Source organism: Streptomyces sp. NPDC028368, assembly GCF_055565615.1.
On sequence record NZ_JBVHTY010000013.1, the window covers coordinates 77,090 to 95,359 of the forward strand.

Here is an 18,270-nt window from a genome sequence, read left to right on the forward strand (position 1 = left end):
CTGGCACCCCTTAAGAACACGGCCGCACGTGCTGCACCTCGCCTTATTCAACTGGAACGTGACCCAGCACACACCCGATTCACGGAAATCGTTGCGTACGGGAAATTCGGTTGTACAGGGCTGGACGGCTGCCTAACGTGTAGCGCACACGAGAAGGGAGGTGGTTCGGCAGATGATTTCGCACCGGACGCGTGAGGTGGCTGCGGGCTAGCGGCCCGTCGCTTCACCGAAGTGCAGCGCCGGACCAGCGCATTCTGCAGATGCGCAGCCGGCCAATTCCCAGCAGTCACCCGACCCGCGGGCTGCCGGTTCGTCCGACCGGCCCTTCGCGCCACCGAGCGCGGAGGAAACAGCCCGCGGGTCGTCTGCGTGCAGGGCGATGACGAGGCGTGCGCCCCCGACGGCGGACCGTACACACGGCCCGCATCACAACGGCCCGCCTCGCGCACGGCCCGCATCACAACGGCCCGCCTCGCGCACGGCCCCTCTCGTCAGGGCGCCAGCCGCTCGACCCGCCAGCCGTCAGCGGGCCCGTCGTGGACGTACCGCAGCCGGTCGTGCAGCCGGTTGTGCCGCCCCTGCCAGAATTCGACCGCCTCGGCGGCGACCCGGTAGCCGCCCCAGTGCGGGGGCGCCGGGACCTGCTCGCCCTCCGGGTAGCGGGCCGCCAACTCCTCGTAGGCGTGCTCCAGTTCGCCGCGCGAGCCGACGACCGCGGACTGGTCGCTGGCCCAGGCGCCCAGCTGGGAGCCGTGCGGGCGGGTACGGAAGTAGGCGGCGGTCTCATCCCGGCCGATGCGTTCCGCGATGCCGCTCACGATGACCTGGCGGGCGAGCGGGTGCCAGGGGAACAGCAGCGAGACATGGGGATTTTCGGCCATTTCGCGGCCTTTGCGGCTGGAGTAATTGGTGTAGAAGACAAAGCCGCGGGCGTCGAATGCCTTGAGGAGTACGGTCCTTGAGCTCGGCCGGCCGTCGGCGTCCGCCGTCGAGACGACCATCGCGTTCGGCTCGTGCAGACCGGCCGCGACCGCTTCCTTGAACCAGCGCGCGAATTGCTCGTACGGATCGGCCGCGAGATCGGCTTCGGCGAGCCCCTCGGCGCGGTAGTGCGCGCGCATGGGCGACGGGTCGGGGGTCTCGTAAAAGGGCGCGTCGGCAGGGTGCACGGCCTCATCTTGCAGCATCACCTCCGCCCGGGGCAGCCGGAAGGGGCGGAAGTCTGCCCGCCGTCGCCCGGACGTAACCCTCGCGTCAGCGAATCGACCGGTGTGCCGGATGTCACCTGCCCGTCAGGTGACGAACCCGCCAAAATCACGGGCCTGCCCACTGTGGCGTGTGCACATCGGAAGCTATCGTGTCCGGCCTGAAGGGACGCATCGCGCGCCCTGAAGAGCCCGGCACCACAGCAGCACACCGACGCAGCACACCGACGCCCCACCGCACACCGTGCCCGCCCGCGGCCCGACCCACCACGAGCGGCACCCTCGCGTGACCCATGCCCTGGCGGGGCATCACCCGGGTGACCGGTACGGACCGCGAGCTGCCCCGCGCAGCCGCGTAACCGCGCCGGCGCCCGCATCAGACTCGACTGCACGGCATCCGGTCCCAGGCCGTGTGCCGTCCCCATCATGAGGAGCCGCTTGATGTCCGACTTCGTACCCGGACTTGAGGGAGTCGTCGCGTTCGAGACGGAGATCGCCGAACCGGACAAGGAAGGCGGCGCGCTGCGCTATCGCGGCGTCGACATCGAGGACCTCGTCGGGCAGGTGTCCTTCGGGAACGTCTGGGGGCTGCTGGTCGACGGGGCGTTCAACCCCGGTCTGCCGCCCGCCGAGCCGTTCCCGATTCCCGTGCACTCGGGTGACATCCGGGTCGATGTGCAGTCCGCGCTGGCCATGCTCGCGCCCGTGTGGGGCCTGAAGCCGCTGCTGGACATCGATGAGAAGACGGCCCGCGACAATCTCGCGCGGGCGGCCGTCATGGCGCTGTCGTACGTCGCGCAGTCGGCGCGCGGGCAGGGCCTGCCGATGGTGCCGCAGCAGGAGATCGACAAGGCGGAGACCGTCGTGGAGCGCTTCATGAAGCGCTGGCGCGGCGAGCCCGACCCCAAACACGTCAAGGCCGTCGACGCCTACTGGACGTCGGCCGCCGAGCACGGCATGAACGCCTCCACCTTCACCGCCCGGGTCATCGCCTCCACCGGCGCCGATGTCGCGGCCGCGCTCTCCGGTGCGGTCGGTGCGATGTCCGGCCCGCTGCACGGCGGCGCGCCCTCCCGCGTCCTGGGCATGATCGAGGAGATCGAGCGGACCGGCGACGCCACCGCGTACGTCAAGAAGGCCCTGGACCGCGGCGAGCGGCTGATGGGCTTCGGCCACCGCGTCTACCGCGCCGAGGACCCGCGGGCCCGCGTGCTGCGCCGTACGGCCAAGGAGCTGGGCGCGCCGCGCTTCGAGGTCGCCGAGGCGCTGGAGAAGGCCGCCCTGGAGGAGCTGCACAACCGCCGCCCGGACCGGGTGCTGGCCACCAACGTCGAATTCTGGGCCGCCATCACCCTGGACTTCGCCGAGGTCCCGGCGCACATGTTCACCTCGATGTTCACCTGCGCCCGCACGGCCGGCTGGAGCGCCCACATCCTGGAACAGAAGCGGACGGGCCGCCTGGTCCGGCCGTCGGCCCGCTACGTCGGCCCGCCGTCCCGCAGCCCGCGCGAGATCGTGGGCTACGAGGGCATCGCGGGCTGATCCGCCCGGCCGTGGCGCTCGGGGGCTCTCAGAGCTTGCCCTCGAGCGCCACGGTGCGGTGTCCGCCGAGGCGCCGGATGAGCTCCGTGACGAAATCGGCCCGCAGGACGTCCCAGTTCCAGAACGAGAACCCGAGGTGGCCGAAGGTGTAGTAGTCGCCCTCCCATATCCACTGGTGCACGGGTGCCCGGACGTCACACGACGGGCAGCGCACAGGCGCGGGGTCCTCGGACTCGGCCCAGGTCTGGACGGCTTCCGCGAACAGCCCCCAGGCCTCGTCCTCCAGAACCCTGTCCTCGTCCATCAGCTCAACCCGCGTCGAGCAGTGCGGACAGGTCACGGCCTCGGGGTCGCCCTGGCCGGCGTCGAAAACCGTCCGGCCGACATGTATGGACAGCCCGAGGGCCCGGTCCGGATCGCCGTGGAACGCCTTCCCGCACTGCGGTCCGGGGGCGTAGCCGTCGCCCTCGATGTCGAACGCAGGCGCACTGGGCTCCGGCTCCACGATGCCCTCGGCCACCAGCCAGCTCAGCACCTCCGCCGCGAGCCGCGGCGCGTCCTCCGCGGTGGCATCGACGTCCACGACGGTGTCGAAGTAATTTCCCATGTCCCCCTGCACCCCCGGCCGTTGTTGCGGTTCATTCTTCTTCCCCCTGACCCGACATGGCGGACGGGGCCTCAGGACCTGGCAGAGCCTAGGGGTTCAGCACGTCATCGATGATCCTCGCCCACTGCTCCACCACCCGGTCCCGGCGGGCCGAGTCGTCCGTCAGCAGGTTGGCCAGGCCCAGCCCGCGCGCCATGTCCAGCAGTCCCTGGACGGTTTCCCGTACACCCGGCACCGTCTCGTCGGCCTCCAGCAGTGCCACCGCCGTACGGTGCGCCTCCCGCCCGACCCGGGCCTCCAGGGCCGTGACGCGGTCGCGCAGCTGCTCCTCGTCGGAGGCGGCCACCCACAGATGGAGCGCGGCGCGGAACAGCGGGCCCGTGTAGAGGTCGACCAGTTCCTCGACGATGATCCAGGTGCGGGCGATCGACCCGGCCGGCGGCAGATTGTGCGCGACCGCCTTCAGGGCGCCCTGGCGTTTCTCGGCGACATGCTCGACGGCCGCCGTGAACAGGTCCTCGCGGGTACGGAAATGGTGCTGGGCGGCGCCCCGCGACACGCCCGCCCGCTCGGCGACCACGGAGACCGTGCTGCCGCTCCAGCCGCGCTCCGCCAGGCAGGAGATGGCCGCTTCCAGGAGCCTCATCCGGGTGGCGCGGCTGCGTTCCTGCTGGGGCTGCTTGGGGCCGCGGGCGGGGGTCAGCGCGCCCATGCCGGGGCCCGTCGCTCCAGGAAGGCCGTCATGCCCTCGCGCGCCTCGGCGGAGCCGAAGAGCCGCGCGGACTGCTCGGCGAGCGCGTCGGTGTCGCGGTCGAAGGCGCGCAGTACCTCGGCCGTCACCAGCTTCTTCGACTCGGCCAGGCCCTGCGGTGAGCCCTTGCGCAGCCCCTCCAGTACGGGCGCGAGCCCGGCGTCCACATCCTCCGCCGCCAGTGTCACCAGCCCGATCCGGGCCGCCTCCGCCGCGCCGAACTTCTCGCCGGTGAGGTAGTAGCGGCCGGCGGCGCGCGGGTCCAGCCGCGGCAGCAGCGGCAGGGAGATGACGGCCGGCGCCAGCCCGAGCCGCGCCTCGGTGAAGGCGAAGGTGGCGTCCGGCCCGGCCGCCGAGATGTCGCAGGCGCCGAGCAGTCCCAGCCCCCCGGCCCGTACGTGGCCGGTGACGCGGGCGACGACCGGCCTGGGCAGCTCCACGATGGCGCGCAGCAACCGGGCCAGCCCCAGCGGCCCGTCCTTCGCCGCCCCGGAGGTGGCCTCGGAAAGGTCCGCACCGGCGCAGAACGTGCCGCCCGTGTGCGCGAGCACCACGGCGCGGGTGGCGTCGTCGGCCGCGGCGGCCGCGAGCCCCTGGTGGAGTTCGGCCACCAGGCGGGCGGAGAGCGCGTTGCGGTTGTGCGGGGAGTCCAGGGTGAGGGTGGTGATGCCGCACTCGTGGGAGCGGACCACAAGGGGTGTGGCGGGTGCGTCGGTGGTGTCCGAGGATGCGTCGGTCATCAGGCCGTAGAGCTCCTTTCCCTGCGCGTGGATCGCGCCGCGGAATCCTGTACGGGGCAGCCTGACCGGCAACGTACGCGATGACGTCACCTGCGCCGGGCGCGGCCCCCGCAACGGGCGTCCTGCCCTCAGTACGACTTGGGCAGGCCCAGCGACTGGTGCGAGACGAAGTTGAGGATCATCTCGCGGCTGACCGGCGCGATCCGCGCCACCCGGGCCGCCGTGATCATGGAGGCCAGGCCGTATTCGTGGGTCAGGCCGTTGCCGCCGAGGGTGTGGACGGCCTGGTCGACGGAGTGCACCGCCGCCTCGGCCGCCGCGTACTTGGCCATGTTGGCGGCTTCCCCGGCGCCCATGTCGTCGCCGGCGTCGTAGAGATGGGCGGCCTTCTGCATCATCAGCCGGGCCAGTTCCAGCTCGATATGGGCCTGTGCCAGCGGGTGTGCGAGGGCCTGGTGGGTGCCGATGGGCTCCTTCCAGACCTGGCGGGTACGGGCGTAGTCGACGGCCCGGTCGAGGGCGTAGCGGCCCATCCCGAGGGCGAACGCGGCGGTCATGATCCGCTCGGGGTTGAGCCCGGCGAAGAGCTGCAGGAGGCCGGCGTCCTCGTCGCCGACCAGCGCCTCGGCGGGCAGCCGCACATCATCCAGGGTCAGCTCGAACTGCTTCTCCGGGGCGGCCAGTTCCATGGCGATCGGGCTGCGGCCGAAGCCGGGGGTGTCGCGCGGGACGATGAAGAGGCAGGGCTTGAGGCGTCCGGTCCGGGCGTCCTCCGTGCGGCCGACGATCAGCGTCGCCTCGGCGATGTCGACCCCCGAGATGAACACCTTCCGCCCGTTGAGGATCCAGTCCGTGCCCTCCCGCCGGGCGGTGGTCGTGATCCGGTGCGAGTTGGAGCCGGCGTCCGGTTCGGTGATGCCGAACGCCATCTTGCGGGAGCCGTCGGCCAGGCCCGGCAGCCAGGCCCGCTTCTGCTCCTCGGTACCGAACCGGGCGATGACCGTGCCGCAGATGGCGGGTGAGACGACGAGCATCAGCAAGGGGCATCCCGCGGCCCCCAGCTCTTCCAGGACGATGGACAGTTCCGCTATGCCGCGGCCTCCGCCGCCGTATTCCTCGGGGAGGTTCACACCGAGATAGCCGAGCTCGGCCGCCTCCGTCCACAGGTCGTCGGTGTGTTTGCCCTCGGCGACGACGCGGGCGAAGTACTCACGGCCGTAGCGCTTGCCGAGGGCGGCGACGGCGGCCCGCAGGTCGCGGTGTTCCTCGGTCTCGATCACAGGGTTGCTCATGACGGCTCCTTCTGTGGGTGGATGAGGGTCGTACGGGAGCGGAAGTGCGACGGTGCGGTTCAGTCCGTGACGACGGCGAGCAGCGCGCCCACCTCGACCTGCTGTCCGGTGCGCACGGGCAGGGAGGTGAGGGTTCCGGCGGCCGGCGCGGTGATCTTGTGTTCCATCTTCATCGCCTCCAGCCACAGCAGCGGCCGCCCGGCCTCGACCCGGTCCCCCTCGGCGAGCCCCGCCGCGATCCGTACGACCGTGCCGGGCATCGGTGCGAGCAGCGAGCCGGGTTCGGTGCGGGCGGTGGGGTCGGGGAAGCGGGGGCGGGCGGTGAGGGTGCGGGTGGCCGGGGTGGGGGCGCTCCCGCCGGAGGCGGGCGGTGCGTCGACGTAGACCTGGTCGCCGTGGCGGGAGACGGTGAACTGCCGCCGCAGACCGTCGACTTCGAGCACCACCTCGTCCGGGGCGTGGCCGATCAGCCGTACGTCGGGGAAGCCCTCGGCGATCAGCCCGTCGCGCCCGAGCCGGTAGCGGATCTCGTACTCGGTGTCGGCGCAGGCATATGTCTTGACCTGCGGCCCCGACGGCACATTGCGAAAGCCCCCGAAGCGGGAGCGGCCGTGCGCGTCGGCGAGGGCGGCGGCGAGGGCGAAGACGCCGGCGCCGGCCGCTTCGGGCTCGGTCAGCGCGGCGAGATTGCGGTCGTAGAAGCCGGTGTCCAGCCCGGTGACGTCGGCGAACTCCGGGTGCCGCAGGGACCGTACGAGCAGCTCGCGGTTGGTGACCGGGCCGTGGATACGGGCCCGATCCAGGGCTCCCGCCAGCTTGCGTACGGCCTCGTCGCGGGTCGGCGCCCAGGCGATGACCTTGGCGAGCATCGGGTCGTAGTGGACGGTGATGGTGTCGCCGTCGGTGACGCCGGAGTCCAGGCGTACGCCGTCGGGCAGCGCGAGCCGGTACAGGGTGCCGGTCTGCGGGCGCCAGCCGGCCGCCGGGTCCTCGGCGTAGAGGCGGGCCTGGACGGCGTGCCCGGAGGGGGCGGGCGGGCGGGCCGGCAGCGCCCGGCCCTCGGCCACCTGTATCTGGAGGGCGACGAGATCGAGGCCGTGGATCTCCTCGGTGACCGGGTGCTCCACCTGGAGCCGGGTGTTCATTTCCAGGAAGTGGGCCCGGCCGTCGGCCGAGACCAGGAATTCCACGGTGCCCGCGCCCCGGTAGTCGATGGCGCGGGCCGCCTGGGCCGCGGCCTGGTACAGGGTCTCGCGCAGCGTGTCGCCAAGCCCCGGTGCCGGGGCCTCCTCGATGACTTTCTGGTGCCGTCGCTGGAGGGAGCAGTCACGGGTACCGAGCGTCCAGACGGTCCCGTGGGCGTCGGCGAGGATCTGCACCTCGACGTGGCGGCCGCCGACGACGTACGGCTCGACGAACACCTCTCCGTCACCGAAGGCGGCCGCCGCCTCGGCCTCGGCGGCCTTCAACTCACCAGGCAGATCGGAGAGTTCGGTGACCACGCGCATACCCCGGCCGCCGCCGCCCGCCGCCGCCTTCACCAGCAGCGGCAGCTCGGCCTCGGTGGCCGCCGCCGGGTCGACGGGCGCCAGCAGCGGCACCCCGGCCGCCGCCATCAGCTCCTTGGCCCGGGTCTTGGACGCCATCGCCTCGATGGCGGCGGGCGGCGGACCGATCCAGGCCAGGCCCGCGCCGGCCACGGCGGCCGCGAACCCCGCGTTCTCGGAGAGGAAGCCATAGCCCGGGTGGACGGCGTCCGCGCCCGCCGCCAGCGCGGCCCGCACGAGCAGATCGGCGCGGAGGTAGGTGTCGGCCGGGGCGTCGCCGGGGAGCCGTACCGCCGCGTCCGCCTCGTGTACGTGCGGCGCGCCGGCATCCGCGTCCGAGTGCACGGCGACGGTGGAAATGCCCAGCTCACGGCAGGTACGGAAGACTCTCCGGGCAATTTCCCCACGGTTGGCGACAAGTACGGAACGGATCACTTCTGCCTCACATCCGGAAGACGCCGAAGCCGCCCCGCGCGCCCTCGACCGGCGCGGTATGGAGGGCGGACAGACACAGGCCGAGGACGGTACGGGTGTCGCGCGGGTCGATGACGCCGTCGTCGTAGAGCCGCCCGGACAGGAACATCGGCAGGGACTCGGACTCGATCTGCTGCTCGACCATGGCGCGCAGTCCGGCGTCGGCCTCGTCGTCGTAGGGCTGCCCCTTGGCGGCGGCCGAGGCGCGGGCGACGATCGAGAGCACGCCGGCGAGCTGCTGCGGGCCCATGACGGCGGATTTGGCGCTGGGCCAGGCGAAGAGGAAGCGCGGGTCGTAGGCGCGGCCGCACATGCCGTAGTGCCCGGCTCCGTACGAGGCGCCCATGAGGACGGAGAGGTGCGGGACCTTCGAATTCGACACCGCGTTGATCATCATCGCGCCGTGCTTGATGATGCCGCCCTGCTCGTATTCCTTGCCGACCATGTAGCCGGTGGTGTTGTGGAGGAAGAGGAGCGGAATATCGCGCTGGTTGGCCAACTGGATGAACTGCGCGGCCTTTTGGGATTCGGCGCTGAACAGCACACCCTGCGCGTTGGCGAGGATGCCGACCGGATATCCGTGCAGCGCGGCCCAGCCGGTGGCCAGGCTCGGCCCGTACAGCGGCTTGAACTCGTCGAAGTCGGAGCCGTCCACGATCCGGGCGATGACCTCGCGGGGGTCGAACGGCGCCTTGAGGTCGCCGGGGACGATGCCCAGCAGCTCGTCCTCGTCGTGGAGGGGTGCGGCGGCCGGCCCCGGATCGGCGTGCGCCTTGCGCCAGTTGAGGCGGGCGATCACCCGCCGGGCCTGCCGTAGCGCATCCGGTTCGTCGAGCGCGAAGTAGTCGGCGAGTCCGGAGGTACGGGCATGCATCTCGGCGCCGCCCAGCGACTCGTCGTCGCTTTCCTCGCCCGTCGCCATCTTCACCAGCGGCGGGCCGCCGAGAAATACCTTCGCCCGCTCCTTGACCATGATGACGTGGTCGGACATTCCGGGGACATAGGCGCCGCCCGCGGTCGAGTTGCCGAAGACGACGGCCACGGTCGGAATGCCGGCCGCCGACAGCCGGGTGAGGTCCTTGAACAGCGCCCCGCCGGGAATGAAGATCTCTTTCTGGCTGGGCAGATCCGCGCCGCCCGATTCCACGAGCGAGACGACCGGCAGGCGGTTGGCGTAGGCGATCTCGTTCGCCCGCAGCGCCTTTTTCAGCGTCCAGGGGTTGCTGGCGCCGCCTCGTACGGTCGGGTCGTTCGCCGTGATCAGGCATTCGACGCCCTCGATCACCCCGATGCCGGTGACCAGCGAGGCCCCCACCGCGTAGTCGCTTCCCCAGGCCGCGAGCGGCGAGAGCTCGAGGAAGGGGGTGTCGGGGTCCAGGAGGAGTTCGATGCGCTCGCGGGCGAGGAGCTTGCCGCGCCCCCGGTGCCGGGCGACGTACTTCTCGCCGCCGCCCTCGACCGCCTTGCCGTGTTCCGCCTCGACCTCCGCCAGCTTCGCGAGCATCGCCGTACGACGCTCGGCGTATTCGGCACTCGCCGGGTCCAGCCCGCTTCCGAGCACGGTCAACACAACACCTCCGGTATGTCCATGTGCCGCGAGCGCAGCCACTCCCCCAGGGCCTTGGCCTGCGGATCGAACCGGGCCTGCGCCGCCACGCCCTCGCCGAGCAGTCCGTCGATGACGAAGTTCAGGGAGCGGAGGTTGGGGAGCAGGTGGCGGTCGATGGGCAGGTCGGCGCATTCGGGGAGGAGTTCGCGCAGCCGGTCCGTGGTGAGGGTGTGCGCCAGCCAGCGCCACGCCTGGTCCGTACGCACCCACACGCCGACGTTCGCCGCACCTCCCTTGTCGCCACTGCGGGCACCGGCGAGCAGGCCCAGCGGCGCGCGGCGGGTGGGAAGAGCGGAGTCGAGGGGCCCGGGGGGTTCCGGGTCGGGAAGCCGGGTCAACTCCCGGAATTCGGTGGCGGGTTGGATGTCGGCCCGGGTGCCGTCCGGCAGTACGGCCGTATGCGGCACCTCGGCCGCATCCACTGCCACCGCCTCGAAGACGCCGTACGGGGTGCCCTTGCCGGGCGGCGCGGTGACGTGGAAGCCGGGGTAGCCGGCCAGCGCCAGTTCGATCGCGGCGCCGCTGACCACCCGCCCCACCGCGTCCTGATCGGCGTCCCGCACGACCAGCCGCAGCAGCGCGCTCGCCTCCTCCTGGACGTCCGCGTCCTCGCGGTCGGTGCGGGCGAGCGTCCAGCGCACCTCGGCGGGGCGGTGGGCCGCGGCGTCGAAGGCCGCCTCCATCTGGGCCCGGACCAGCTTCGCCTTGGCCTCGACGGCAAGTCCGGTCAGCACGAAGGTGACCTCGTTGCGCCAGCCGCCCAGGCGGGTCAGTCCGGCCTTGAGCGTCGGCGGCGGCGCCTCGCCGCGCACGCCCGCGATCCGGACCCGGTCCGGCCCCTCCGCCGTCAGCCGCACGGTGTCGAGCCGGGCCGTCACATCCGGCCCCGCGTACCGCGCACCGGCCGTCTCGTACAGCAGCTGGGCGGTGACCGTACCGGCCGTGACGGCGCCGCCGGTACCCGGGTGCTTGGTGATCACCGAGCTGCCGTCGGCGGCGATCTCGGCGAGCGGGAAGCCGGGGCGCAGCAGGTCGGGGGCGTCGTCGGCGTCGAAGAAGGCGTAGTTCCCGCCGGTGGCCTGGGTGCCGCACTCCAGCACATGCCCGGCGACGACGGCGCCGGCCAGCTGGTCCAGGTCCTGCGGCCGCCAGCCGAAGTGCGCGGCGGCGGCCCCGCTGACCAGCGCCGCGTCGGTCACTCTTCCGGTCACCACCACATCGGCCCCGGCCCGCAGACACTCCGCGATCCCGCCGCCGCCCAGATAGGCGTTGGCGGTCAGTACGCCGTGCCCCCACCGCCGGTGCCGCATCAGATCGTCGCCCTCGACATGGGCCACCCGGACGGGGACGCCGGTCTTCTGCGCCAACTCCCTTACCGCGTCGGCCAGTCCGGCCGGGTTCAGGCCCCCCGCGTTGGTGACGATCCGCACCCCGCGCTCGGCGGCCAGCCCCAGGCCCTCCTCCAGCTGCCGCAGAAAGGTCTTGGCGTAGCCGCGCCCGGGGTCCTTGAGGCGGTCCCGGCCGAGGATGAGCATGGTGAGCTCGGCGAGATAGTCGCCGGTCAGGACGTCGAGGGGGCCGCCGGTGAGCATCTCGCGCAGGGCGTCGAAGCGGTCGCCGTAGAAGCCGGAGGCGTTGCCGATGCGCAGGGTGGCGGGGTCGGCGCCTATGGGGCCGCCGGTCATCGGCCGCCGCCCTTCGGCGCGGGCGCCCGGCCCTTCCCCGGCGGCCCCGCGAAGGCCTGGGCGATCCCCAGCCACCGCTCCGCGTCCGCGCCTTCGGCCCGTACGGTCGGCAGATCGCCGCGATGCGCCCGCTGTGTCACCAGCAGACAGAACTCCAGCGCGTCCGCGGTCACCCGCTGCGCCGCGTCCGGCGGCCCGTATGCCCAGACCTCCGGGGCTCCCGACGGCGTCCGCAGCTCCACCCGGAACTCCTCTTCGGGCGGGGTGAGTTGGTGGACGGAGTAGGCGAAGTTGCGGGTCCGCACCCCGATCCTGGCGATATGGCGCAGCCGGTCCGTGGGGATACGCGTCACCCCCAGCGCATCCGCGACATCCTGGCCGTGCGCCCAGGTCTCCATCAGCCGCGCGGTCGCCATCGAGGCCACGCTCATCGGCGGCCCGTACCAGGGCAGTTTCTCGCCCGCCGGCCACCGCCCGAGCGCCTCCCACAGCGCCTCGCGCCCGCCCCGCCAGCCCTCGAGCAGCTCAGCCGGTGACGCCTTCGCCCCTTCCTCCGCCCCCTCGTCGACGAAGGTCAGCGGCGAGGCGAGCGCCTCCGGCACGGCCTCCCGGGCGAAACGGTCCGGGTCGGTGGCCGCGAGCAGCGACTTCCGGTCGGTCCAGGCCAGATGCGCGATCTGGTGGGCGACGGTCCAGCCCTCGGCGGGTGTCGGCGTCGCCCACCGCTCGGCCGGGAGGCCGGCGACCAGGGTGTCCAGCTCCTCGCTCTCGTCCCTGAGGTCCGCCAGTACGGCGCCGGGATCGGACACGCGACACTCCCCTCGTCACCCCAACTGCCGTGCTGTCAGGGCATGTTGACATCGACGTACAGGCAGACGGATGTGCTGCTGGTTCCGGTGCTGGTGCGCTCCGAGCGTGGCAGCGGGGACAGAAACAATCAAGCACGCCTGCATGATTTTCTGTTTCGGCGCCGACCGGCATTCCCGCCAAGTCGGCGCATACGGCGCAGGGGCGCGGCGGCCGAGCGCCTACGGGGCTGCGGGCTACGGGCTACGGGCTACGGGCTACGGGCTACGGGCTGTCGTACCTCTCCGGCACGCGGCCGTGGCTTGCCTGAGCGAGGCCGTCACGGTCACCGGTCGGGGCCGGGCCCGTTCCGGCCCGGCCCGGCTCGGCTCGGCTCGGCCATCCGAGGGAGACCGCTCAGCCGTGCGCCGCCGCCCCCGCGCTCCGTACCGCCCCCACACTCGCCACCACGACCAGCCCGATCGCCACGACCTCGGCCCAGCCCAGCGACTGGTGCAGGACGAGGAATCCGGCGGTGGCCGCCGCGGCCGGCTCCAGGCTCATCATGACCGCGAAGCCGGAGGCCGGGAGCTTGCGCAGGGCGAGCAGTTCCAGGGTGTAGGGCATGACGGACGACATCAGGGCGACGGCCGCGCCCAGTCCCAGGGTGACCGGGTCCAGCAGGGCGGAGCCCGCGGTGGAGATGCCGAGCGGCAGGCTGAGCAGCGCCGCGACGGTCATCGCCAGCGCCAGCCCGTCCGCCTGCGGGAAGCGCTGTCCGGTACGGGCCGAGAGCAGGATGTACGCGGCCCACAGCCCGCCGGCCGCGAGCGCGAACGCGGCCCCGACGAGGTTGAGACCGTCGAACCCCTCGCGCCCCAGCAGCACCACACCGCCCAGCGCGAACGCCGCCCACACCAGGCTCAGCAGCCGGCGCGAGGTGGCCACCGACAGGATCAGCGGCCCGAGGAATTCCAGGGTGACGGCGGCCCCCAGCGGAATGCGGTCGATCGCCTCGTAGAAGAGCGAGTTCATGCCTGCCAGTGCGACGCCGAAGGCGAGCACGGTGGCCCAGTCGCCGCGCGTATAGCCACGCAGCTTGGGGCGGCAGGCGAGCAGCAGCACCAGCGAGGCGGCGACCAGCCGCAGCGTGACGACGCCCAGCGCACCGGCCCGCGGAAAGAGCAGCACCGCCACCGAGGCGCCGAACTGCAGCGAGATGATCCCGCCGATCACCAGCGCCGCCGACCCGAGCCGCCCGCGCGCGCCCGCGGCCCCGGCGGTCCCGGCCTGGGCCTCCGCCGTCAGCACCTCGGGCGAGGCCGGCACGGGCTGCGGGATACCGCCGTCGCCGGGGTGCGCGGATGCGGCGGCCGTGCCGCCGGGGTGATCGGAGGGGCGGGTGGGAGCAGAAGCGGGACCGGCCGATATGGGGCCGTCAGGGCTGCCGGGACTGGGATTCACATCCCCCACGCTAAGGCCCGCCCTTCCGCTCCGTGAAATGCCGTTTCCCTTGTTGTTATGCTCCGCACGCATGAGCATCGAGCTGCGTCATTTCCGCTGCTTTCTCGCCATCGCCGAAACACTCAGCATCACCCGCGCCGCCGAGCGCCTCCGCCTCACCCAGCCCGCCGTCTCCCGCACGCTCCGCCAGCTGGAACAGGAACTGGGCAGCCGCCTCGTCGACCGCTCCACCCACCACCTCGCGCTCACCCCGGACGGCGTCGCCTTCCGCGACCAGGCGGCCATCGCGGTCACCGCCTTCGACCGCGCCCTCGCCCGCCCCCACGGTGCCACCTGGCCGCTGCGCCTGGGCCACGCCTGGTCGGCCGCGGGCACGTACACCACCTCCCTCCTCCGCCGCTGGCACGAGGAGCACCCCGACACCCCGCTCGAACTCCTCCGCATCGACGACCGCACGGCCGGCCTCGCCCGCGGCGACGTGGACGCGGCCCTGCTCCGCGGCGAGGTATGGGCCCCGGGCCTGGTCACCGAGCAGCTGACCACCGAAACCCGGGTAGCCGGCCTCCCCGCCGACGACCCGCTCGCCCAGCGCTCCGCCCTCACCCTCACCGACCTGACCGACCGCACCATCGCCCTGAACACCGTCTCCGGCACCACCACCCTCGACCTCTGGCCCGCGACCGCCCGCCCGGCCACCACGATCACCATCGGCAACACCGACGACTGGATCGCCGCCATCACCGGCGGCCGCGCGATCGGCATCACCACCTCCGCCACCGCCGGCATGCACCCCCACCCCGCCATGGCCTACGTCCCCCTCACCGACGCCCCGCCCGTCCCCGTGGTCCTGGCCTGGCGCGACGGCCCCGGCCATCCCCGCATCCCGGACCTGGTCAGGCTGGCCCGCGAGGTCCTGGGGCACCCGCCCGAAGGGGCCTACCGCAGAGGGCACGCATAGTCCGTACGCACGCGATGCGGACTGCAGGCAATCAGATTGAGCGAGAGGAAGCGGCCGCCCGTCACCCACCACCCGCCGACTCGGTCCTCACCGGCGGACAGGACTCGTACGGTCTCGTCGTACGAAGGCTCCCCCGCATACGAACCGTCGAGGAGCTCGGCGTACTGGGCGATGTACCCGGCGTACCAATCGGCCCCTCCCTTCGGTTCGTAGAACGTCTCCTCAATCCGGAAGGCCGGCTTCAACAGCCAGTCCGCGCACTCCAGCGGCATCACCTGAGCGGACGCGAACTCCTTGTGCCCCGGCCGCCGATGAGCGTCCCCCGGCTTGACGAGAACATCCCCATGGCCGAGCCAGATGTAGGCATGGTGATGGCGCGTGCCCATCGTTCTCCCTTGGTTCCAGTGGCCCAACTGGCCTGCCTGGACGGCAAGGCGGCCCGCGCCCAGGAGAACGGGACCGCCCTGACTTGGTTCACGGACTACTGGCGGCCGCACCCATCGCCGTCGTCGTGACACGGGAACTGCTCGTCGACTTCGGCCCAAAGGAGATCACCCGCGTGCCCCACATCATCGACAAGTCCGAGTTCCGCCAGCTCTTCAAGACGTTCGAACACTCGGCATGGCACCTGGAATGCCGCCAAGGCTACGCTTCCGACCGCGAGGACGAGGCGTACGGCGAGTTCCTCAAAACAGGAACTGTGGCGTGGGATCTCGACAGCGAATGGTGCAAGAACATCAGCGCACAGACAGCAGCGGGTAAGCGCGTCGGCCGGGTGCGTATCGTCGACAACCCTCCGACAACCGGCCAGCTCTTTCTCCTCGGCTACGCGCAGTGCAATGCGGCCACAGGCGAAGATGTGCGAAACCTATGGCGCACCGACGCCGAGCAACTGCAACTGCCCACCGAAGATTTCTGGATCTTCGACTCCCGCCTGGTCGCACTGCTTCATTTCGACGACGAGGACACTTTCCTCAATGTTGAATTGATCACGGAGCCCACAGAGGTAGTGCGCTACACCCAAGTACGCGATGCCGCGCTGCATCGCTCTGCCCCCTTCGAAGAGTTCGCGGCGCAGGTGGCCGCAATCAAGGAATAATACGTAACCGGTGAGCACGGACTACCAACAAGCGCGAGCCGCGCTCGGAGTACGCCTGCGTGAACTCCGTGTCTCGCGTCCTGGAGGCCGGCTCACTGGAACCCAGCTGGCACAGCGCCTCGGGTGGCCACACTCAAAGATCTACAACCTGGAAAACGGGAAGCAGACAGCAACACCGGAAGATCTGCGAGCATGGACAAATGCCATCGATCAGCCCGAGACATTTGACGAGCTGTATAGGCGCCTTAGGGGATTTGAATCCCAGATTCGGTCGTGGCGACGTCAACTTGCCTCGGGTCACCGTCCAGTGCAAGAGAACTGGAACACCGAGATCGCACGGACCAAGGTCATTTACGCATGGGAAGAAGCCGTCATCGAGGGAATGCTTCAGACTGCCGATCCATGTCTACGACGACAGGAACGTGTCGGTCGAGCTGGTGTCAGCGAGTCTTAAGGTCAATCAGCAGGCCGAGATCGCTCTGTACCTCAAGGCATTCGAGCAGCTCCGAGGCATGGCCGCTTACGATGCGCAGGCGCAGACGCTCATCCTGAAGGCGCACGAGGCATTGCGCTGAGTCGGTGACGTAGGCGCGGAAGGCGTCCGGGAGTGAGCGCGGGTCGTCCCGCTTCAGCGTTGCCAGGAACCACCGCAGCGTCATAGCCATCACGACCCTGCATGTGCCCGCGCTCTCTTTCGGGCACCCGCCGGGGTCTGGTGCGTGCGGACGGCCCCGGCTCTCCAGGGGAGCCGGAGCCGCGACGATTGGTGGCTCGACCCGGTGCTCGGAAGAGCACCGGGTCGAGCCTGCTTCCCTCACCGCATAACGCGAGCGGCATCCGTGAAGAGCGCGCCTAGGACTGCGCTCCGCGAGTCCACACAACCCCCGATGATCACGCGGTGACCGTACCCGTCCGCACCCGCGTCCGTGTGCCGAAGTTGTCACCAACGAGAGCAGCCGATCTGCTGGTCTGCCAGCGGCGAGGGAGGGCGATCGTCACCGGGTAAGCACACTGCTTGCCACAACCGGCTCGGGCAGCACGGCATAGTCACCGGCACCAGCTGCCACGTTCACGTCACCGCTGGCGCAACTCACCGAACCAGCGCACGATCGCCGACGTGGCCGCGACATTGGACCCCAGGTGACGGGATCCGTGGTAGTCGACAGCACCAAGATCAACGACCGGGGCGTCCACGCCATTCCTGAGCAGAGCATCCTGGCAGTGCTCCGTATTGGCGGTGGCGGCCTGCTCGTCCCCAGTCGCCATATAGAGCCGGACCGGGGCGTGGGGGGCCCAGTCGGTGCATACGGCATCGGTTGTGCGCAGCGCCGCTGCCAGCGGCCCCGTCGGATGCGCGAGTAGCTCGCGGCCGTGATCGGTCAGCAGCTCGCCGACAGTGCCCGGGGTACCCCGCATCAGCTGCTCCCCCGTGTGCGCGCCGTCGAAGAGCGCCTCCACAGTGCTGTCATACGGGGCTCGAAAGACCTCGCCAGGGCTGTCGTAGACGTGGTGGAGCCGGTTGAACGCCACCAAGGTGTAGGCCGCGTACAGCACACCGGACTTGGGTTCCAGCCTGCCCTCGAACAAGGCGGGCAACTCCGCGCCACTGAAGTCGTAGGCGCCGCTGACCGGTGCCAGCGCGCCCAGCCTGAACCAGCGGTCCTCACCCGCCTGAAGAGCCCGGCCCAGCCCCAGTGCCGCCGAGGCGCCCTGTGAGAAGCCAGTGGCCATGACCTTCCGCTCCAGCACATGTCCGGTGCGCGGCGCGAAGGCGCGGGCCGCCCGCAGCATGTCCAGAGATGCCGTGGTCTCGGAGCCGATGTCCATCCAAGGGTGCAAACCGGGACCCTTACCCATCCCCAGATAGTCGGGCGCGACACCCGCGGCACCCGCCGACGCATGCGCGATCACCGGCGCGGACACGAAGGCGCCGCGACGCATGGACGGGGAATCGTCCTTGTGAATGCCCGTGCCGTGCGCGAAGGAGACAGCCTGCAACCGTCTCTCACTGTTGAGCGGCAGCACGAGCAGCCCGCTCGCTGTGGTGGGCCTTCCATGCGGATCGACGGTCTGGTAGACCAGCCGGTACGCGACCACGCCGTACCGAACGGTGCCGTCATCGAACCCGGCACCGCGCAGCTCGGCGGCCACGGCCCGCGGGGTCGCGAGCGTGTACAGCTTCTCGGCGGAGACCAGCCGGCCCCGGCCACGCTCCTCGTGCTGCGCCTGGGCATGGGCGGCGTGCGCAGCGGTGGCGGTGGCGGTGGCGACGGCCGGCCCGCTCAGCATCAGGCCGCAGCAGACGGCTGCCCCTACTGCCAGGAGGCCGCCGCGGTACCGCGTTGCCCTGCGCGAGGATGGTGAGACGGAGATGACCACAAGTTCCTCCAAACGTGGCTCGTCAAAAGCCAGTTCAGCCTCACGCATACCGAACTACGACGCACTGGTGCAGACCCCCGGGTCTTCCTGGCGCCTACCCCCGTTCGCGTACCGCCCGAAGACGGCCAGCAC

General features: G+C 71.2%; 15 protein-coding genes and 2 pseudogenes. 5 read left to right on the top strand and 12 right to left on the bottom strand.

What is annotated here, in order from left to right; translation table 11 throughout:
* Positions 1 to 491: 491 nt before the first annotated feature.
* Entirely contained in the window at positions 492 to 1,187 is a 696-nt protein-coding gene (gene pdxH / locus ACZ4S3_RS27440; RefSeq protein ID WP_467938647.1) for a pyridoxamine 5'-phosphate oxidase, read from the bottom strand.
* 459 nt (positions 1,188 to 1,646) lie between these two features.
* Between pdxH and ACZ4S3_RS27445 the strand changes: the two genes are divergently transcribed.
* On the top strand, positions 1,647 to 2,747 hold the full coding sequence (locus tag ACZ4S3_RS27445) for a citrate synthase 2 (RefSeq protein ID WP_467938649.1): 1,101 nt from the start codon (positions 1,647 to 1,649) through the stop codon (positions 2,745 to 2,747).
* A 28-nt stretch (positions 2,748 to 2,775) separates the two neighbouring features.
* Here ACZ4S3_RS27445 and ACZ4S3_RS27450 read toward each other — a convergent pair whose 3' ends face one another.
* From ACZ4S3_RS27450 to ACZ4S3_RS27490, 9 genes are all read right to left on the bottom strand, one after another.
* Complete coding sequence (locus ACZ4S3_RS27450) at positions 2,776 to 3,354, bottom strand: hypothetical protein (protein WP_467938651.1); 579 nt, start codon at positions 3,352 to 3,354, stop codon at positions 2,776 to 2,778.
* A gap of 88 nt (positions 3,355 to 3,442) precedes the next feature.
* Positions 3,443 to 4,066 (bottom strand): TetR/AcrR family transcriptional regulator, encoded by a 624-nt coding sequence (locus tag ACZ4S3_RS27455; RefSeq protein ID WP_467938653.1) that lies wholly within the window; start codon positions 4,064 to 4,066, stop codon positions 3,443 to 3,445.
* Complete coding sequence (locus ACZ4S3_RS27460) at positions 4,054 to 4,845, bottom strand: enoyl-CoA hydratase family protein (protein ID WP_467938655.1); 792 nt, start codon at positions 4,843 to 4,845, stop codon at positions 4,054 to 4,056. Before ACZ4S3_RS27460 ends, ACZ4S3_RS27455 begins: the two co-directional genes overlap by 13 nt.
* 128 nt (positions 4,846 to 4,973) lie before the next feature.
* On the bottom strand, positions 4,974 to 6,137 hold the full coding sequence (locus ACZ4S3_RS27465; RefSeq protein ID WP_467938657.1) for an acyl-CoA dehydrogenase family protein: 1,164 nt from the start codon (positions 6,135 to 6,137) through the stop codon (positions 4,974 to 4,976).
* Positions 6,138 to 6,196: 59 nt separating this feature from the next.
* Positions 6,197 to 8,119 carry an acetyl/propionyl/methylcrotonyl-CoA carboxylase subunit alpha gene (locus tag ACZ4S3_RS27470; RefSeq protein WP_467938659.1) on the bottom strand — a complete coding sequence of 641 codons (1,923 nt, stop codon included), beginning with the start codon at positions 8,117 to 8,119 and terminating at the stop codon, positions 6,197 to 6,199.
* A 7-nt stretch (positions 8,120 to 8,126) separates the two neighbouring features.
* Positions 8,127 to 9,725, bottom strand: coding sequence for an acyl-CoA carboxylase subunit beta (locus tag ACZ4S3_RS27475; protein ID WP_467938661.1), 1,599 nt, complete (start codon positions 9,723 to 9,725; stop codon positions 8,127 to 8,129).
* Positions 9,722 to 11,452 (bottom strand): acyclic terpene utilization AtuA family protein, encoded by a 1,731-nt coding sequence (locus ACZ4S3_RS27480; RefSeq protein ID WP_467938663.1) that lies wholly within the window; start codon positions 11,450 to 11,452, stop codon positions 9,722 to 9,724. The genes ACZ4S3_RS27475 and ACZ4S3_RS27480 overlap by 4 nt, the downstream gene beginning before the upstream one ends.
* Positions 11,449 to 12,261 carry a TIGR03084 family metal-binding protein gene (locus ACZ4S3_RS27485; protein WP_467938665.1) on the bottom strand — a complete coding sequence of 271 codons (813 nt, stop codon included), beginning with the start codon at positions 12,259 to 12,261 and terminating at the stop codon, positions 11,449 to 11,451. The genes ACZ4S3_RS27480 and ACZ4S3_RS27485 overlap by 4 nt, the downstream gene beginning before the upstream one ends.
* Positions 12,262 to 12,655: 394 nt before the next feature.
* Positions 12,656 to 13,549, bottom strand: a complete 894-nt coding sequence (locus tag ACZ4S3_RS27490) for an EamA family transporter (RefSeq protein ID WP_467939018.1) — start codon at positions 13,547 to 13,549, stop codon at positions 12,656 to 12,658.
* A gap of 223 nt (positions 13,550 to 13,772) precedes the next feature.
* Here ACZ4S3_RS27490 and ACZ4S3_RS27495 point away from each other — a divergent pair, with 223 nt between their 5' ends.
* Positions 13,773 to 14,660 (top strand): LysR family transcriptional regulator, encoded by an 888-nt coding sequence (locus tag ACZ4S3_RS27495; protein ID WP_467938667.1) that lies wholly within the window; start codon positions 13,773 to 13,775, stop codon positions 14,658 to 14,660.
* On the opposite strand, the gene ACZ4S3_RS27500 is transcribed toward ACZ4S3_RS27495, so the two are convergent.
* Positions 14,639 to 15,046 carry a hypothetical protein gene (locus ACZ4S3_RS27500; protein WP_467938669.1) on the bottom strand — a complete coding sequence of 136 codons (408 nt, stop codon included), beginning with the start codon at positions 15,044 to 15,046 and terminating at the stop codon, positions 14,639 to 14,641. The two genes, ACZ4S3_RS27495 and ACZ4S3_RS27500, sit on opposite strands and share 22 nt — an antisense overlap.
* 32 nt (positions 15,047 to 15,078) lie before the next feature.
* Between ACZ4S3_RS27500 and ACZ4S3_RS27505 the strand changes: the two genes are divergently transcribed.
* The 3 genes and pseudogenes from ACZ4S3_RS27505 to ACZ4S3_RS27515 all read left to right on the top strand — a co-directional run.
* Positions 15,079 to 15,759, top strand: a complete 681-nt coding sequence (locus ACZ4S3_RS27505) for a DUF6879 family protein (protein WP_467939020.1) — start codon at positions 15,079 to 15,081, stop codon at positions 15,757 to 15,759.
* A 10-nt stretch (positions 15,760 to 15,769) separates the two neighbouring features.
* Positions 15,770 to 16,159 (top strand): annotated as a pseudogene (locus ACZ4S3_RS27510) (helix-turn-helix domain-containing protein); the annotation flags it as partial.
* Between the two features lies 1 nt (position 16,160).
* Positions 16,161 to 16,334 (top strand): annotated as a pseudogene (locus ACZ4S3_RS27515) (transcriptional regulator); the annotation flags it as partial.
* 499 nt (positions 16,335 to 16,833) lie between these two features.
* Here the strand turns inward: ACZ4S3_RS27515 and ACZ4S3_RS27520 are convergent.
* Positions 16,834 to 18,048, bottom strand: coding sequence for a lipase (locus tag ACZ4S3_RS27520; protein WP_467938671.1), 1,215 nt, complete (start codon positions 18,046 to 18,048; stop codon positions 16,834 to 16,836).
* Positions 18,049 to 18,270 lie beyond the last annotated feature (222 nt).

What these genes read in the sequence shown, in the direction of transcription:
- ACZ4S3_RS27460 (WP_467938655.1), bottom strand. Translation starts at nt 4,845, where the DNA reads ATGACCGACGCATCCTCGGACACCACCGACGCACCCGCCACACCCCTT.
- ACZ4S3_RS27445 (WP_467938649.1), top strand. Translation starts at nt 1,647, where the DNA reads ATGTCCGACTTCGTACCCGGACTTGAGGGAGTCGTCGCGTTCGAGACG.
- ACZ4S3_RS27455 (WP_467938653.1), bottom strand. Translation starts at nt 4,066, where the DNA reads ATGGGCGCGCTGACCCCCGCCCGCGGCCCCAAGCAGCCCCAGCAGGAA.
- ACZ4S3_RS27520 (WP_467938671.1), bottom strand. Translation starts at nt 18,048, where the DNA reads ATGCTGAGCGGGCCGGCCGTCGCCACCGCCACCGCCACCGCTGCGCAC.
- ACZ4S3_RS27465 (WP_467938657.1), bottom strand. Translation starts at nt 6,137, where the DNA reads ATGAGCAACCCTGTGATCGAGACCGAGGAACACCGCGACCTGCGGGCC.
- ACZ4S3_RS27495 (WP_467938667.1), top strand. Translation starts at nt 13,773, where the DNA reads ATGAGCATCGAGCTGCGTCATTTCCGCTGCTTTCTCGCCATCGCCGAA.
- pdxH (WP_467938647.1), bottom strand. Translation starts at nt 1,187, where the DNA reads ATGCTGCAAGATGAGGCCGTGCACCCTGCCGACGCGCCCTTTTACGAG.
- ACZ4S3_RS27500 (WP_467938669.1), bottom strand. Translation starts at nt 15,046, where the DNA reads ATGGGCACGCGCCATCACCATGCCTACATCTGGCTCGGCCATGGGGAT.
- ACZ4S3_RS27480 (WP_467938663.1), bottom strand. Translation starts at nt 11,452, where the DNA reads ATGACCGGCGGCCCCATAGGCGCCGACCCCGCCACCCTGCGCATCGGC.
- ACZ4S3_RS27450 (WP_467938651.1), bottom strand. Translation starts at nt 3,354, where the DNA reads ATGGGAAATTACTTCGACACCGTCGTGGACGTCGATGCCACCGCGGAG.